The organism is Planktothrix rubescens CCAP 1459/22 (assembly GCA_904830895.1).
GTDB lineage: Bacteria > Cyanobacteriota > Cyanobacteriia > Cyanobacteriales > Microcoleaceae > Planktothrix > Planktothrix agardhii.
This window is the reverse complement of sequence record LR882958.1, coordinates 2,512,630-2,527,818: the sequence shown is the minus strand read 5'-3', so window position 1 is coordinate 2,527,818 and position 15,189 is coordinate 2,512,630. Positions and strand designations below refer to the sequence as shown.

Annotated in this window: 16 protein-coding genes; 5 read left to right on the top strand and 11 right to left on the bottom strand. The window is 39.4% G+C overall.

Annotation, left to right across the window (positions count from 1 at the left end):
* Positions 1-143: 143 nt before the first annotated feature.
* The 4 genes from NMG86_RS11875 to NMG86_RS11860 form a co-directional block, all read right to left on the bottom strand.
* Positions 144-1,058, bottom strand: coding sequence for a polyphosphate kinase 2 family protein (locus NMG86_RS11875; protein WP_081693670.1), 915 nt, complete (start codon positions 1,056-1,058; stop codon positions 144-146).
* Between the two features lie 18 nt (positions 1,059-1,076).
* Positions 1,077-1,574, bottom strand: a complete 498-nt coding sequence (locus NMG86_RS11870; RefSeq protein WP_158442151.1) for a c-type cytochrome — start codon at positions 1,572-1,574, stop codon at positions 1,077-1,079.
* 142 nt (positions 1,575-1,716) lie between these two features.
* Positions 1,717-4,203 (bottom strand): plasma-membrane proton-efflux P-type ATPase, encoded by a 2,487-nt coding sequence (locus NMG86_RS11865; RefSeq protein ID WP_026797710.1) that lies wholly within the window; start codon positions 4,201-4,203, stop codon positions 1,717-1,719.
* Positions 4,204-4,297: 94 nt separating this feature from the next.
* Positions 4,298-4,426, bottom strand: a complete 129-nt coding sequence (locus NMG86_RS11860; protein ID WP_081693671.1) for a helix-turn-helix domain-containing protein — start codon at positions 4,424-4,426, stop codon at positions 4,298-4,300.
* A 423-nt stretch (positions 4,427-4,849) separates the two neighbouring features.
* Between NMG86_RS11860 and NMG86_RS11855 the strand changes: the two genes are divergently transcribed.
* Positions 4,850-5,002 carry a four helix bundle protein gene (locus NMG86_RS11855; RefSeq protein WP_081692338.1) on the top strand — a complete coding sequence of 51 codons (153 nt, stop codon included), beginning with the start codon at positions 4,850-4,852 and terminating at the stop codon, positions 5,000-5,002.
* 61 nt (positions 5,003-5,063) lie between these two features.
* On the opposite strand, the gene NMG86_RS11850 is transcribed toward NMG86_RS11855, so the two are convergent.
* A complete protein-coding gene (locus NMG86_RS11850; RefSeq protein WP_499103705.1) occupies positions 5,064-6,539 on the bottom strand; it encodes an aminotransferase-like domain-containing protein in 1,476 nt (491 codons plus the stop codon).
* A gap of 185 nt (positions 6,540-6,724) precedes the next feature.
* Between NMG86_RS11850 and NMG86_RS11845 the strand changes: the two genes are divergently transcribed.
* A complete protein-coding gene (locus tag NMG86_RS11845; protein WP_036831873.1) occupies positions 6,725-7,018 on the top strand; it encodes a hypothetical protein in 294 nt (97 codons plus the stop codon).
* A gap of 171 nt (positions 7,019-7,189) precedes the next feature.
* On the opposite strand, the gene NMG86_RS11840 is transcribed toward NMG86_RS11845, so the two are convergent.
* Positions 7,190-7,849, bottom strand: a complete 660-nt coding sequence (locus NMG86_RS11840) for an L-threonylcarbamoyladenylate synthase (RefSeq protein ID WP_026797708.1) — start codon at positions 7,847-7,849, stop codon at positions 7,190-7,192.
* A gap of 68 nt (positions 7,850-7,917) precedes the next feature.
* Here NMG86_RS11840 and larC point away from each other — a divergent pair, with 68 nt between their 5' ends.
* Positions 7,918-9,171, top strand: coding sequence for a nickel pincer cofactor biosynthesis protein LarC (gene larC / locus NMG86_RS11835; protein WP_026797707.1), 1,254 nt, complete (start codon positions 7,918-7,920; stop codon positions 9,169-9,171).
* Positions 9,172-9,239: 68 nt separating this feature from the next.
* On the opposite strand, the gene NMG86_RS11830 is transcribed toward larC, so the two are convergent.
* Positions 9,240-10,505 (bottom strand): acyltransferase family protein, encoded by a 1,266-nt coding sequence (locus NMG86_RS11830; RefSeq protein WP_043939234.1) that lies wholly within the window; start codon positions 10,503-10,505, stop codon positions 9,240-9,242.
* Between the two features lie 154 nt (positions 10,506-10,659).
* Here NMG86_RS11830 and NMG86_RS11825 point away from each other — a divergent pair, with 154 nt between their 5' ends.
* Both NMG86_RS11825 and NMG86_RS11820 read left to right on the top strand, forming a co-directional pair.
* On the top strand, positions 10,660-11,442 hold the full coding sequence (locus NMG86_RS11825) for a slipin family protein (protein ID WP_026797705.1): 783 nt from the start codon (positions 10,660-10,662) through the stop codon (positions 11,440-11,442).
* A gap of 159 nt (positions 11,443-11,601) precedes the next feature.
* Entirely contained in the window at positions 11,602-12,129 is a 528-nt protein-coding gene (locus tag NMG86_RS11820; protein WP_026797704.1) for a Ycf51 family protein, read from the top strand.
* Here the strand turns inward: NMG86_RS11820 and NMG86_RS11815 are convergent.
* From NMG86_RS11815 to NMG86_RS11800, 4 genes are all read right to left on the bottom strand, one after another.
* Positions 12,120-12,785: an SH3 domain-containing protein gene (locus NMG86_RS11815; protein ID WP_026797703.1), complete on the bottom strand. Its 666-nt coding sequence runs from the start codon at positions 12,783-12,785 to the stop codon at positions 12,120-12,122. The two genes, NMG86_RS11820 and NMG86_RS11815, sit on opposite strands and share 10 nt — an antisense overlap.
* 181 nt (positions 12,786-12,966) lie before the next feature.
* Positions 12,967-14,295, bottom strand: a complete 1,329-nt coding sequence (gene guaD, locus NMG86_RS11810; protein ID WP_026797702.1) for a guanine deaminase — start codon at positions 14,293-14,295, stop codon at positions 12,967-12,969.
* A 137-nt stretch (positions 14,296-14,432) separates the two neighbouring features.
* Positions 14,433-14,849: a type II toxin-antitoxin system VapC family toxin gene (locus NMG86_RS11805; protein ID WP_026797701.1), complete on the bottom strand. Its 417-nt coding sequence runs from the start codon at positions 14,847-14,849 to the stop codon at positions 14,433-14,435.
* Between the two features lie 9 nt (positions 14,850-14,858).
* Positions 14,859-15,116, bottom strand: a complete 258-nt coding sequence (locus NMG86_RS11800; protein WP_026797700.1) for a hypothetical protein — start codon at positions 15,114-15,116, stop codon at positions 14,859-14,861.
* Positions 15,117-15,189: the final 73 nt, after the last annotated feature.

The following is a 15,189-nucleotide window of genomic DNA, read 5'->3' as shown; positions in this document are numbered from 1 at the left end:
GGAACAGGGGGGAAATACTTCACCGTCTGGGTTCCAATATCCGTCTGGTGTCCTAACTGCCTTGGCGGTTGCTATACCTATAATCAACTTGAGGAGAGAAAAAACAGGAATATGGCGATCGCTAAATCAACCAATTCTCATGCTTATTTCTGGCTCTCCAGAATCTCTTTCGCTTTTAAAAGCTCCTTATGTTGCTCTTTACTGAGACTAGGATACTTGAGATTCAGTTCCTTTAACTGCGTGTAAATGATACCCGCCACAACTAGACGAGTAAACCATTTATGATCGGCAGGAATAATATACCAAGGGGCATATTTTGTACTGGTGTGATTGAACATATCCTCATAGACACTCATATAGTCATCCCAAAATCTACGCTCTTTCGCATCATTTTCAGAAAATTTCCAATTCTTTTCAGGGCGATTAATCCGTTCTAAAAAACGTTCTTTTTGCTCCTCTTTCGATACATTGAGAAAAAACTTGAGGATGATCGTCCCATTATTAACTAGATGCTTCTCAAAATTGTTGATTTCTTCAAAGCGGCGCTTCCAAATATTATTATCAATTATGCTCATAGGGAGCGGTCGCTGCTCTAGGATTTCTGGATGTACTCTTGTTACTAAAATTTCTTCGTAATAAGATCGATTAAAAATTCCAATTCGTCCTCTTTCGGGTAAAGCCTTAGAACATCGCCATAAATAGTCATGATTTAACTCCTCCGTAGATGGTGCTTTAAAGCTATGCACCTGACATCCTTGAGGATTAATACCTGACATAACGTGCTTGATGGTGCTATCTTTTCCCGCCGCATCCATCGCCTGAAAGATGATTAGCACAGCGTGGGTATTTTGGGCATAAAGAACATCCTGATATTCAGCTAACGCCTCAATTCCTTCCTTTAATTGACCTTTAGCTTTCGACTTTTTGAGATGATCGGCTTTGTAGCCTGGATCATAGTCTTTGGCAAGGGAAATTTTTCGTTCTGGTGGCACAATAAAAGGACGAGTCAAATCGTCAATATTTTTAATCGGAAATAGGTTCAATGATGAATCAGTCATACTTTTAACTCTCCCCTGTTAAGGTAGTGTCTTGAGATAAGTTATTAAATCAGCTAAGTCTTCATTCCCGATGTTCCAGCGCGGCATATAATTATTCAACTGCTTCTTACCGTCGGGGTCTTGACCTTTCGTAATTGCTAATCGGAATTTTTCGGCATCAAATTCATTTTTTAAAGCTGACCAGCGAATGTCGGGTGCATTCATTGTTTGTATTCCCATCATGGTGCTTGTACCACCACGACCATTCAAACCATGACAGGAAGCACAGGTCATGTTGCTATTACCCATCATCCCACCGGATGATCCACCGCCCATCATTCCACCCTGGGAACCACCGCCCATGCTACCCGATGATTGTTCGTTAGTATAAGTAATGTTTGTGCCGCGATCGCTTGTAGAAGTCACATAAATCCGTTCGCCGTTGGAGTTAAATGTTCTTGTTGCTTGGGCGGTTTGACTGCGCTCTACTGACTGTGGGCTCGAAGTGTTTACTGCTTGGGCGGTTGGACTGGGCACTACTGAATGTGGGCGCAATCCACAGGTGACAAGTAGTAAAGTAAACATGAAAACCAACAGGCTGTTAACAATAATTTTGATTTCCCGGTTCATAGTTTGTTCTCCTTTAATGGTGATTGCTAGAAATTTTTGTTTTGATTACTTAGTTAACAGGCTTATGAAAAAACCATTGATTCAACAGTCTTAAACCCCGTGTTACATAGACAGGCTGATCATGATTAAACACACCGTAGGCAAGTTGTTTTACCCAGTCTGCAATCAAAAACCAGATCAACGCATAAATCCAGACAAAACCTGCCAAACCCCATCCGAGAGGGGTCATAAAGATGCCATACACTGCAATCAGGGTGGCGATTATTTGAGTTCCCACGACGGCTGCAAGTAAAATTCGGGCTGGTTTAATTGACCAAAAGGGCCCCTTAGTGCGGGTTACGAAAATAGTTAAATGTCCAGCAATGGAGAGCTTCAGGTAAATTAGCGTTTGCAGAATGCTGCGATCGAGGTGAAAATACCGTTCTCCCAAATACAACATCCCAAAAGAACTGGCTAATCCAGTTATTCCCAAAATAGTTGCCAGACCCAAGACGATGGGCATATTCCAGGTTTCAGGACGCTTGGCGGGACGGGTGTTATCGTAGGCAATGGAGATAATTGCACCATCATTTAATAATGCCAGCAGCACAATCATGATGGCGGTGACGGGATAGAAGTTATAGACCACAATGGAAAGGGTCATGAACAACAAAACCCGGATGGTTTCGGTAATCCGGTAAATAGCGTAATTGTTCATCCTCTGAAAGATGCGGCGACTTTCTTGAATCGCCTCTACGATTACAGAAAGTCCAGGGGTGAGCAAAACAATATCGGCAGCCGCACGAGCAGCATCGGTGGCTCCTGAAACCGCAATCCCAGCATCAGCTTTTTTCAGGGCAGGAGCATCATTAACCCCATCACCAGCCATACCTACGAGATGCCCCCGTTGCTGCAAGACATCGACGATGTGGTATTTGTGTTCTGGGAAGACTTGAGCAAATCCGGCGGCGGCTTCAATGGCATCGCCAATTTGTCCAGTTTCGTGAGGTGCGGCGGAACTTAGCAGGCTGGCATCGAGGATATCTCCCTTTAGTCCTAGTTGATGGGCCGTTTCACGGGCGATCGCCTGTTGATCTCCGGTTAACATTTTCAAGTCAATTCCCAGCTTTTTGACTGCCTGAATCATCAGTTGGGAGTCGCTGCGGGGTGGATCGAATAGGGGTAATACGCCCAAAAACTGCCAGTTATCACCATCGTCAGTCCGGGCAACCCCCAGGGATCTAAATCCGCGTTTGGCAAAACCTGCGATCGCTTGATCCACTTGCGGTTGCACCTGATCGACATTTTTTGAGAGCGCCAGAATTACTTGGGGTGCACCTTTAGTTACTTTAAAGTTATCGCCACCACTTTCAACGGTGGCTTCAGTACGTTTTCCCACGGGGTCAAACGGTTGGAAGTGGACAATTTGGTAAGTATCTAAAGATTGATCTGGCTTCAAACCAGCGAGAATTGCCAAATCGATCGGGTCTTTATTCTCATCACGGGAAGCCAGGGCAGCGTTGAGGATCAGGGATTCTGGAGCCGTATTGCCTACACAAAAAGGCTCTCCCAAAGTTAACTGGTTGAGAGTTAAAGTACCTGTTTTGTCGGAACAGAGAATGTCAATCCCCGCCATCTCTTCAATAGCTGCTAACCGACTGACAATCGCTTCCTTTTTCGCTAGTTTTTGCGCTCCTACAGCCATCGTCACTGACAAAACCGTTGGCATGGCTACGGGAATGGAGGCAACCGTTAGCACCAGTAAAAACCGCAGGGTAGTTAACCAAGGATCGCCCCGAAATAGTGTTACTACCAGCACTAAGACCACCAGCACCAGGGCAATCATGATCAGGTAATCGCCAATTTTTAATACTGCTCGTTGAAAGTGGCTGACTGTCTGAGCCGATTCTACCAGGTGGGCGGTTTTGCCCATGTAAGTATTAATTCCCGTGGCATAGACAATGCCATCCAATTCTCCTTGCTTGAGGATGGAACTGGAATACAACACACTTCCAACTTTGCATTCTACGGGTAGTGATTCCCCCGTTAACGCCGATTGGTCAACCTGTGCCGGATCGCCTGACAAAAACCGTACATCTGCGGGGACAATATCGCCCAGACGTAACCGGATCAGGTCGCCAGGAACTATTTCACGGGCGGGTATCTGCGTCCAGGTGTTTTCTCGTTTCACCCGTGCTTGGAGTGCTAATTTTGCCTTGAGAGCCGCGATCGCATTTCCGGCTTGAAATTCTTCCCAAAAACCCACTACTCCGTTGCCAATTAGGAGTACCAAAATGATGCCAAAATTAACCCAGTCTCCAACTATTGCCGAAAGAATCACTGCTGCCTCTATCATCCAAGCGATCGGCCCCCAAAAGTGCGATAGGAATTGCATGATTGGGTTGACGGTTGTTTCGGGTAACTCGTTGTAGCCACCTGTTGATTGTCGTTGCAGAGCTTCTTTTTTGCTCAATCCCTGATTAGAAGTATTTAGTTGCTTTTGTAATGCTTCTAAAGATAGATGCGAAAGTGTTTCTTGATCGGTAGATACTGTCATAAAATGGCTCCTATAGAACTCATTTGGGATCTTAGATTTTGTATGGCACTACGCATTACAGTTAAGACATCACTGCTTACTATTTCCTATTCCCTCATTTATACTCAGAAATGCAGAAAGCCAGACCATCATTCCACACTACCTGTACACACCCAAATGACTTGGCTAATGCCAATTTTTGACGGAGTGCTGGATAGCATTTATAACGATATCTGGCTTTTATTTATGGTTGTTGACTTTATTCTAATTTAGTCTATCATGATTTTTGGTAAGATGAAAAATAGACGCCGTACTCTAGTAGATTAACCGAGCATTTATAGATTAATAGGCTCTCAATCAGCTATTCAATTAAGAAAGTGTCCTTTGTTTTTTACTTAAAGTGAACTGTTCAATTAATTCTCTATATTGAACCAAATAATTTTCATATTTGATCTGACCTGTTCCTCACGTCAAGGGTTTCAAACTATCACAGGTTTATCCAAGCTCTATCACTGCAAGTCAAAAATTAAAACAGGCAAAAATCACTGAAAATGTTCCTTTATTGTGGATGAGTCGATGTCGAAGGTGCTCAAAAAATTGTGGGGAAAATTCAACTTCAAATCCGTTCTCTACAAATTCCCCATGCTTCATCCCCGATTAGTTCTTTATTGCACAAGGCTCTATTAACGAATTACAAACCCATCTTTTTCTGGTTGAATCTGTAGGATTATGTGAGAAAAAAGATATAGAATCTTTAATAAATGATCTACAATCTGAAACTAGAATGATTATTTCTCTTATTAGAACACTTGAAAAATAAATCCCTATTCTCCAGTCCTTTTTTTCCATTGCCCATTGCCCATTCCCTATTCCCTAATTATTTATATTTTAATTAATTTTCCCAAGGTTTGCATGGCTTGATCGAGTTGATCTGACCAAGGTAAACCACAGTTTAAGCGAAAACAGTTTTGATAGGCTCCCGATGCTGAAAACATCGAACCCGGAGCAATACTAATTTGATGTTGATAGGCTTGTTCATGTAATTCTAAAGCGTCAAAATGAGCGGGCAATTCCACCCACAATACATGACCCCCAGAAGGACGAGAAACCTTAGTTTCTGGAGGAAAATAATCACAAATTGCCTGGGTCATTCTCATCACTTGTTCATAATAAGCTCGCCTTAATTGGCGTAAATGTCTTTCATAGCCACCATTGGATAAAAAAGCAGCGATCGCTAACTGATTTACCGTCGCCGTAGCCATATTGGTAAATAGTTTTAATTGTTCGACTTGAGTTTGATATTGTCCTGCTACCAACCAACCGACCCGTAATCCTGGGGATAGGGTTTTACTACAAGAAGAACAATATAAAACCAATCCTTTTTGATCAAATGCTTTAATAGCTTTGGGGCGATTTCCTTGAAAACATAAATCCCCATAAACATCATCTTCTACTAAGGGAATATTATATTTTTCTAGGACAGTTACTAATTGTTTTTTATGTAAATCACTCATACAAGTGCCTAAAGGATTACTAAAATTAGACACTAAGGCACAAGCAGCAATTGAGCCTTTTTTTAAGGCTGTTTCTAAGGTGTCTAAACAGAGTCCGTCCAGGGGATGGGTCGGCAATTCTAAGGCGCGTAAATTCAGTGAGGCTATGACTTCTAATAATCCATAATAGGAGGGGGATTCAATGGCAACGGTATCCCCAGGTTTGGTGATCGCTCTCAAGGATAAATACATGGCTTCGGTGGTGCCATTGGTAATCAAAATCTGATCCGGTGTGATCGAACATCCGGCTTCCATTAACCGACGGGCGACTTCATGCCGCAGGGGTTCGCAACCAGGTAGGACATCATAGGAATGACAGCGCTCCGGGTCATTTCTCAAGGTTTGTCCGATCAGACGGTTTAGGGTAGCTAGGGGAAGCAGGGAGGGATCGGCTACTGCCGCCCCCAGTTTAATAATATTCGGTTCCCGTAGGGCGCGATTAATCCGAACAGCGAGGGACGTATCAACCTGTAGGGCTCTGTGGGGAGGGGCTGAGGGGTTGGGTTCATCTCGATGGGATAACAGGCCTGGACGGACAAAATAACCGGACTGGGGACGCACGGCAATTAATCCCCGGTCTTCTAATAGACGATAGGCTTCTAAGACTGTAGAAATACTTACGTTCATCTGTTGGTGCATTTTTCGCACGGAGGGAATGCGATCGCCTGTTTGTAAAGTGCCTTCGCTAATTAAGCCTTCTATGCGATGGGCTACCTGCTCATAGAGGTTTGTACCATTTTCCATTTCCAGGGGTCTAACTTTCATGGGGGTAGAGGGGTAACAGTTAAGGGTAAGAACTAGCATAACAGTTTAGATCAATAAAACTGTTATGGTTACAATTTAGTATAACTGCATCTGTACGGGTGAGAGAGAAACCGCAACAATAGGAATATAACAAGATTAGTTTTCCCAAGTGGGAATTAAGCAAGGATTGAGTATTTGTTTAATTTTGGGATAACTCACCATCCATTTTTAGTGAGGTGATTCGGATGAAAATGACCAGAAGTTCATCATTGGCGACGCTGCAAATATCTTTTCCTGTATTGCCCAGTTATCAGGCTAAAGGGTTGAATGTTGGCAAAAATATTCTTCATAGCCTCAAAAGTATTACAGCAATATTTGTGAATGCCTTAACTTCACCAACTGAACCTAAAATCTGGCAAAAAAAAGACGCTGATGGAAATATGATTTGGCAGATTTATGATCCGGTGACGGGTCATCAAGCCCGGTTTGATACGGAACAGAAAGTTAGAATTTGGTTAGAAAAACGTTATAATTTATAGAAAAATAAAATCATCTAAATCCTCCTTAAAAAGAGGATTTTTATCTAATAATTTTAATTAAAACACAAAGACACAAAGGCACAAAGAGGTTGTGTAAGAGCGGTTTTTGTTAGATATTTTTTAATCACCTAAATCTCGATTAACCCGCCCCTACAACTGCTACAATTATTCTTAAAACCATTCTTCTACTTCTTCCCAGCCTTGACCTTTTCTCACAATTACTGGTTCATCAGTGGTTAAATCAATAATAGTTGAAACATGATATCCTGGGTCTGAGGTATCATCTACAATAATATCAACTAACTTACCTAAACTATCGTACAATCTGGCTTTATCAACTTGATGTTCTATGGGTAAAGCAATCGGGGCTTGACCTTCTTCTTCTGTGGTAATATGAGCAGAAGTGGAAATAATGGGATTGCCTAAAGTTTTAAGAATGGACAAACAACCTTGATGATTCGGGACACGAATACCTGTGGTTTTACGTTTAGGAGACATGACTAATTTAGGAACTAATTTAGTCGCGGGTAATAAGAAAGTGTATGTCCCTGGAACTAATCTTTTAATTAAACGATAAGCGGGGTCACTAATGATCGCATAATCGGTAATATTAGATAGGGAAGAACACAGGAACGTCAAGGGTTTATCATTGGAGAGTTGTTTGATGCGTCGGACTCGTTCAATGGCTGACTTGACGGTTAAATCACAACCAATGGCATAGACCGTATCGGTAGGATACAGCATCACCGCCCCATCCTTGAGGTCGTCTTTGATTTTTTCTAGGATGCGTTCTTGGGGGTTTTGGGGATGGATTTCATATAGAATTGCCATGGTAATATGTTGTATTTTAGAGAACAAATTTTATATCGATTTCAAGACTAGCAGACTAACGACAAATTATGGCTAAGATTGCTTATTTTCAATGTCCGACAGGAATTTCCGGCGATATGTGTTTGGGAGCATTAGTCCACGCTGGTGTTCCTTTGGATTATTTAAAAGAAAAGTTAGAGTTACTGGGAATTGGGGCAGAATATGAGTTAAAATCTGAACCTGTTCGTCGTCAGGGACAGTTAGCAACAAAAGTTTCTGTTAATTTAACTCAACACAACTCTGATGATCATGAACATCATCACCATTCTAGTACCACCCGGCATTTATCACAAATTGAAGCCATTATTCTACAAGCTAAATTGCCTCAACAGGTGGAAATTAGGAGTTTAGCTATTTTTCGGAAGTTAGCAGAAGCGGAAGCGGATGTTCATGGTATGACCGTTGAAGAAGTTCATTTTCATGAAGTTGGGGCGACGGATGCTATTGTTGATATTGTTGGGACTTGTTTGGGTTTAGATTGGTTAAATATTGAACAATTTTATTGTTCGACATTACCCACGGGCGGGGGAACAGTTTGGGCAGCCCATGGTCAATTACCTGTTCCGGCTCCGGCGGTTTTAAAGTTATTTGAAATCGGGAAAGTTCCAGTTTATAGTAATGGAATTGAACGGGAATTAGTGACACCAACGGGGGCGGCAATTGCGGTGACTTTAGCTCAAAGTTTTGGAGAACCTCCGGCTTTATCTATTCAAACCATAGGCTTAGGTGCAGGTTCTCAGGATTTACCTATTCCTAATATTTTAAGGCTATGGGTTGGGGAACAACATCCATCCCTAGATAGCGATATTTTCTCAACGGTTAATACAGAAATTCAAACGATTACAGAAACTATTTCTGTACTACAAACTCAAATTGATGATTTAAGTCCTCAAGTGATTGCTTATACTTTTGAATTATTATTTCAAGCGGGGGCTATTGATGTTTTTAGCCAACCAATTACCATGAAAAAATCCCGTTTGGGGGTATTATTAACGGTTATTTGTCATCCCGAACACCGTCAAGTTTGTGAAGCCATATTATTTCGAGAAACCACAACATTAGGAATTCGTCATACCCTACAAAATCGCAGTATTTTGAAACGGGATATTCAAACTGTTGAAACTCAATATGGTGCAGTTAGAGTTAAAGTTGGTTTTTCAGGTAAAAAAATCACTAATGTTCAACCGGAATATGAAGACTGTGCAAAACTCGCTAAACAGCATAAAGTTAGTTGGTTAGAAGTGCATAGATTAGCATTACAAAGTTGGTATGGTTTGCCTTAAAGATGGGTAATAGGTAATGGGTAATAGGTAATGGGTTTAGTTGGATTTTAGTTTGTTGATTATGGATGTTAGTATTTTGATGATTGTGAAGAATTATATTTTTTTAATTTCGCATAGGGAACTTCCACCAAAGAATAAGTAACAGCAGATAAAATAACGGATAAAATCACAACGACGGAGAGTTTATGAAAAAATGTGGTTAAGGGGTCAGTAACTTGAACAATGGGAGCTATTTTTTGGATAATATGATAATGCCATAAATAAATTCCATAGGATAATACTCCCATAATTTCCAACACTCTAACTGGATTTTCCAGACAGGTTTCAAAAGATAATTTTTTGTTTTTTACTCTATTATTATACTGACCATTCCGCTCAAAAGCATAGATAAAGAATGTTGTACAAATTCCAGTGATTACAGGCATAAAATAATAACTAAATGGAGTAATAAATAGGCTTCTTTGCATTAATGTGGCTGGACGAGTTGCAACATTCCATAATTCTTGATGGTAGCCATGATAGGCTGAAATTAGATATAAACCTATCATAGCTAAAATAGCAATTACTTTTAAAGAGATTAAATTTTTAAACCGTTTTCTGAAAGGCATAAAAATTGAAGTCTGAATATTTTTTATAGGTTTACACTGAAACCAAGCATTGAGTAAAAAACCAGATAAGAACACATCTAAGTTGAGGACAAGGGAGGTATGATGGGGAAAGAAAAGTAACGCAAAACCTCGACAAATTGATGTAAACCCAATAATGGCTAGGGCGGTAATTAAAATTTTAGTTCGATTAACCAGAATGGGTCGAAACGCTGTATATAAAAAGGGTACAATTAAATAAAATTGAACTTCCGTTGATAATGACCAAATCACTGGATTAAAATTAAAATCTGGATGATTAGGGGATAAAGGCAAAGGAAAGGTATAGGTAAAAGTTAGAATCCTGAATAATTCAAACCATTTTTCCGCTTTTAAAATTTCAGGATAAACAAAAATTGCCGTAATTAATACGGAAAAGTAATAAAGAGGACAAATCCTTAAAACTCGATTCATAAAAAACGCTTTATATCCCGATACCGTGGGTAAATATCGATAGGTATAAAAGGCTTTGCCCATTAAATATCCTGAAAGGGCAAAAAATATCCAGACGGCAACAATTCCATCTCCTAATAGTAACCAAGAAAAATCATAGGGGGGATAAATAATTAATTCCCGTGAAATACTACAATGAAATAATACAACGACTAAACAGGCAATTCCTCGCAAGATTAATAGCGCATCAACGGAGTTAGAAACAGCAGGTGATGATTCTGAGGACAAAGGATTCATAAAAATTTTAATTTGGGATTCTCCCAAAAATTACCAAACTGGTGTAAAATTATATCATAAAAATTAATTCTCCTAATCATAAAATAATATTAAGAAATTAGGCTTAACTTCTGGTACTGTTTATAATGGAGTTGAGATTGGAGATCAAAAAACCATGAATTATTTCTTTGGCTCTTTCTTTATTCTATTAGCTTATTTAACCATTTCCGGCTTTAAGTTAGATCGAGAATATCAACGGGGAGTTGTTTTTAGATTGGGGCGAATTCAATCGGTTAAGGGGCCGGGTTTATATTGGATTATTCCAGTATTTGATCAAAAAATTCAAGTGGATATTAGAACCAAAACCGTTGATATAGAACCGCAAGAAACCATCACATCTGATAGTGTAACCATTCGAGTAAATGCAGTTCTTTATTACCGTTTAATTGATCCTTCCAAGGCAATTGTTAAGGTGGAAAGTTATGAAAAAGCAGTTTATCAAGCTGCCTTAACAACCCTGCGGAATGTCATTGGTCAAAGTAGTCTTGATGATGTTTTACAAAATCGAGATAAGATTAATCAGAAAATTCAAGAACTCGTGGATGAAATGACTGAATCTTGGGGAGTTGTGATTGAAAGAGTGGAAATGAAAGATGTGGAAATTCCTACTTCTATGCAACGAGCTATGGCAAAAGTAGCAGAAGCACTTCGAGAAAAACGTTCGCGTTTAATTAAGGCGGAAGCCGAACAAGAAGCCTCGATTAAATTAGCAGAAGCCTCTCAATTAATTATGGCAAATCCCGCCGCCCTGGAGTTAAGACGGTTACAAATGCTCTCGGAAATTGGGGTAGAAAATAATACAACAACCATTGTTGTGCTTCCCTCAGATTTACTCCCATTTGTTCAAAATTTGAGTGTTCCACCCCAACAAAAACCCCCACTTCCTCCGAAAGTATAATCCCAAGTATGGGGTTTAGTCTTCAAGTTCAACCCTCTTGATGGTTTGGAGACCAAACCCCTGCCATGATTTTAGGGTTAACTATAAATAATATAATATCCAAAGTGACTCTTTTAAGATTAAGCTATAAGTTTAGATGTTGTTTCTTTAATCACTGTCATGGACTTCTCATTATCAACAGCAGAATTGCTAAACTTTTCTAAATGGATAGGAATTGCTACTTTAGTTCTTGCTGTAATTACTATCTTCTCATTTATTTTTAAATGGGGAATTAGGTTTAGGTTAGTAGGAATTACCTCCTTTACAGGGGTTCTAACCGGTGGAGTTTTTGGTTTGAGTTTAGGTTTATTTCATCATGTTCAAGTTCCTGGGGCAGCGCGTTATAGTCGGGTATTTGATGATGGCAGTAGACAGATTGTAATTGCGGTTGCCCCGGAAATTACCAAAACTCAATTAGATGCCACCTTACGTCAAGCGGCATCAGATTTATATTCCTCTGGACGGGGAGGACAATTTCAAGCACCACTATTAATTCGCGCTAGAACTATTGTTCACCCCGATGCAAATGTTTCTCAACCACTCTATTTGGGTCAAGTTAAACGTTCTGTTATTGAACAACAGGAGGATAACTTAGACATTCAGATATTTGAGAAAAATCTAGCTCGTTTAAAACAAGTTCAATCTTGATTTTCTGGTTTCTTAACAATTAAATGGGTGGGTTGATATTCGAGAATAAATGTTGTCATTATCTCTCGTTCTTCTATAGTTGGTGTGGCTAAACATCCCGATGTTCCCGTTTCAGAAACAGATAACAAAGCCGAGGGGTCATAATGTACACCTAACCCCGCTCTTTCTGTGGGAAAAGTTGGTGTAATTGCTGACCAAACTCCGCCAAATTCTCCGGGTGCATCTTCAACGATACCCGGAGCATCAAAGGTATAAATCCCAAAGGGTAAAGGAGTTTGAGAACCCGATATATCCGAGGGAATTTGTTGACCAATGCGACCAGAAACACAGCGCACGGTATTAATAATTGTACCTGTATTATCCAGTAATTTTGTTTGATAAACTTGTAAACCACCTCCGATTTGTTCCTCGGTTTGTGTGGATATAATTTTAGCACCTGGAATGGCTAAAATTTCGGCATCAATAAGCGTTAAGTATTTCGCAGCTACCCAACGATTTATCCCAATAGGTGTCCAGATTTCACCCTCAATATTAACAGAATCTCCACTAATTTCAACCTGGGTTCCATCGCCTAAAATATCAACAATTTCACCGTTAGGAGTAGAACGCACATTCAGGGTATCATCGGGAGTCGTAACAATAGCGATAGGATTCATATAGCAGGGAACAGGGAACAGGGAACAGCCCCCCCCAAATCCCCCGTGCACGGGGGGCTAGGGGGGGAGGGAACACCGGAGGAAAAGACTTCACCGTCTAGCTTTGCTGCATCACTCTTTGTCCTAATAGGTCTGGCGACTGCTATATTAAAATTGGCAAGTCTATTAATTTTATTTTATCCTATTCTTTTGAATATGCCCTCTCTCCCATAATATAGGTGGCTTGAATAGCTCGGTCATCCCCTAATATAACTAAACTAAAGATAGTTTCCGCAATTTTTAATCGGGTTTGAGGTTCGGAAATTTGTTGATTTATCAATCTCATTAACGGGGTCGAGTTATAGTCTAAAACAATAAAATCCGCTTCTTTTCCGATGTCAAAATTACCAATTTTATCCTCTAATTTTAGAGCTTTTGCTCCTCCTAATGTGGCTAAAAATAGGGCTTGAAAAGGTGAAAGAGTTTGATTTTGTAGTTGAGCGACTTTGTAGGCCTCATTAGCAGTTTGGAGGAGGGAAAAACTGGTTCCCGCTCCAATATCGCTACCCAAACCGACATTAATGGGATGGGTTTTAGATTTAGCTTGATGGAGTTTAAACAGTCCACTACCGAGGAATAAATTGGAAGTGGGGCAAAATGCGATCGCAGATTTAGCTTCAGATAACCGTTTAAATTCATCCGGGGTTAAATGAATACTATGGGCAAAAATTGAACGTTCTCCGACTAAACCAGCTTGGTCATAAACCCCTAAATAGTTTGGAGCTTCAGGAAAAAGTCCGGCAACAAATTCAACTTCTTTGAGATTTTCTGAAAGATGGGTTTGTAAATAAACATCGGGAAATTCTGTTAATAATTTTCCAGCTATTTTTAACTGTTCACGACTAGAAGTTATGGCAAATCTGGGAGTAATTGCATAGAGTAAACGTCCTTTTTTATGCCAAGTTTGGATTAATCTTTTGCTGTCTTGATAGGAGGTTTCGGGAGTGTCTTTTAAATAATCTGGCGCATGACTATCCATCATCACTTTACCCGAAATCATGCGTAAATTTCGGCGCTCGGCTTCTTCAAAAAAAGCATCAACGGACTGGGGAAAAACCGTGGCAAAAACCAGGGCGGTTGTGGTTCCATTTTTCAAGAGTTCATCTAAGAAAAAAGAGGCTATTTTTTGAGCATATTCTTTACTGCTAAATTTACGTTCTGTGGGGAAAGTATATTGATTTAACCATTCTAAGAGTTGTTCTCCATAGGATGCTATCATTTCAGTTTGGGGAAAATGAATATGGGTATCAATAAATCCTGGTAATATTAATAAATCTGGATAATGGGTAATAGTAAACCCTTGATATTTGTCTTTTAAAATGTTATAATCATCGAAGTCTATAATAATTCCAGATTCTACAACTAATAATCCATCGGCAAGATAACGAACGCTGGTTTCTTCTGATTCATAAAAAGGATCATCAATAAAGTCTAAAAACGATGAGCGAAATAGTTTTAACTGGGTAATCATTGAGGAGAATTTTAGGTTGGGAAGCTGTTGTGTATTTAAACTGTGATTATAGCATTACCTTTGTTTTTAAGTTTACGTCCCTTGGTTGTTTCATATCAGTATTGATGATTCTGTTGATTGTGTGATATTAAAACCATTTATTTGAGGTTAGGAAGGCAAATAATCCCTAATCCTTTCATTTGGCGTATATGTTCATCAAAAGCAAAAACTTCAAAAATATTGAGACGATTTGCCATTACTAAAATAGAACAATCTGTATAACTCCATTTTTTGTCATCATATTTACAAAAGGCTTCCCAAATAGCCTGATCATCTTCATTGGAAATATTAACATAGCGATGTTCAGTTCTTAAGATTTGACCAATTTTAATGGAAGCAGAACTAGAAATTTTTGTTCTAATCCAAGTTACAGTTTCATCAAAGACTGTCTCTAAAATCACCCAGCGATAATGATAATTGTTTAATACATACTGTTTGGCTATTTGATGGTTAGTTTCGGATTTAACAAAAAAAGCAATTAAAGCTGATGTATCAACAATTATTTCTTGATTCATAATCCTACTTTAATATAAAATTTGATCAATCTTTTCAGCGTAGTTAGTGGATAATTCTGACTTTTTCTCACTAACAATAAATTCTGGTTCGGGATTGGGTATTTCTAAACTACCGCAAAGTTCCCAAGTTTTTGTTTTAGTAATATCTAAAGATTCTTTGGTCAAATAATCCTCTAATGCTTTGAGTAAAATAGATTCTATAGATTCTGATTTGTCTCGGATTAGATTCATTAATTGGTCAGGAATTTCTAAGGTAATTTTGTTCATCTAATTAACTCCGTGTTTTTAGTATTCTTGATTTCTTACATTACAGGGTTTTTCTTATGCTGGAGAATCAATT

What these genes read in the sequence shown, in the direction of transcription:
- NMG86_RS11845 (WP_036831873.1), top strand. Translation starts at nt 6,725, where the DNA reads ATGAAAATGACCAGAAGTTCATCATTGGCGACGCTGCAAATATCTTTT.
- larC (WP_026797707.1), top strand. Translation starts at nt 7,918, where the DNA reads ATGGCTAAGATTGCTTATTTTCAATGTCCGACAGGAATTTCCGGCGAT.
- NMG86_RS11840 (WP_026797708.1), bottom strand. Translation starts at nt 7,849, where the DNA reads ATGGCAATTCTATATGAAATCCATCCCCAAAACCCCCAAGAACGCATC.
- NMG86_RS11825 (WP_026797705.1), top strand. Translation starts at nt 10,660, where the DNA reads ATGAATTATTTCTTTGGCTCTTTCTTTATTCTATTAGCTTATTTAACC.
- NMG86_RS11875 (WP_081693670.1), bottom strand. Translation starts at nt 1,058, where the DNA reads ATGACTGATTCATCATTGAACCTATTTCCGATTAAAAATATTGACGAT.
- NMG86_RS11830 (WP_043939234.1), bottom strand. Translation starts at nt 10,505, where the DNA reads ATGAATCCTTTGTCCTCAGAATCATCACCTGCTGTTTCTAACTCCGTT.
- NMG86_RS11800 (WP_026797700.1), bottom strand. Translation starts at nt 15,116, where the DNA reads ATGAACAAAATTACCTTAGAAATTCCTGACCAATTAATGAATCTAATC.
- guaD (WP_026797702.1), bottom strand. Translation starts at nt 14,295, where the DNA reads ATGATTACCCAGTTAAAACTATTTCGCTCATCGTTTTTAGACTTTATT.
- NMG86_RS11820 (WP_026797704.1), top strand. Translation starts at nt 11,602, where the DNA reads ATGGACTTCTCATTATCAACAGCAGAATTGCTAAACTTTTCTAAATGG.
- NMG86_RS11805 (WP_026797701.1), bottom strand. Translation starts at nt 14,849, where the DNA reads ATGAATCAAGAAATAATTGTTGATACATCAGCTTTAATTGCTTTTTTT.
- NMG86_RS11865 (WP_026797710.1), bottom strand. Translation starts at nt 4,203, where the DNA reads ATGACAGTATCTACCGATCAAGAAACACTTTCGCATCTATCTTTAGAA.
- NMG86_RS11850 (WP_499103705.1), bottom strand. Translation starts at nt 6,539, where the DNA reads ATGCTAGTTCTTACCCTTAACTGTTACCCCTCTACCCCCATGAAAGTT.
- NMG86_RS11815 (WP_026797703.1), bottom strand. Translation starts at nt 12,785, where the DNA reads ATGAATCCTATCGCTATTGTTACGACTCCCGATGATACCCTGAATGTG.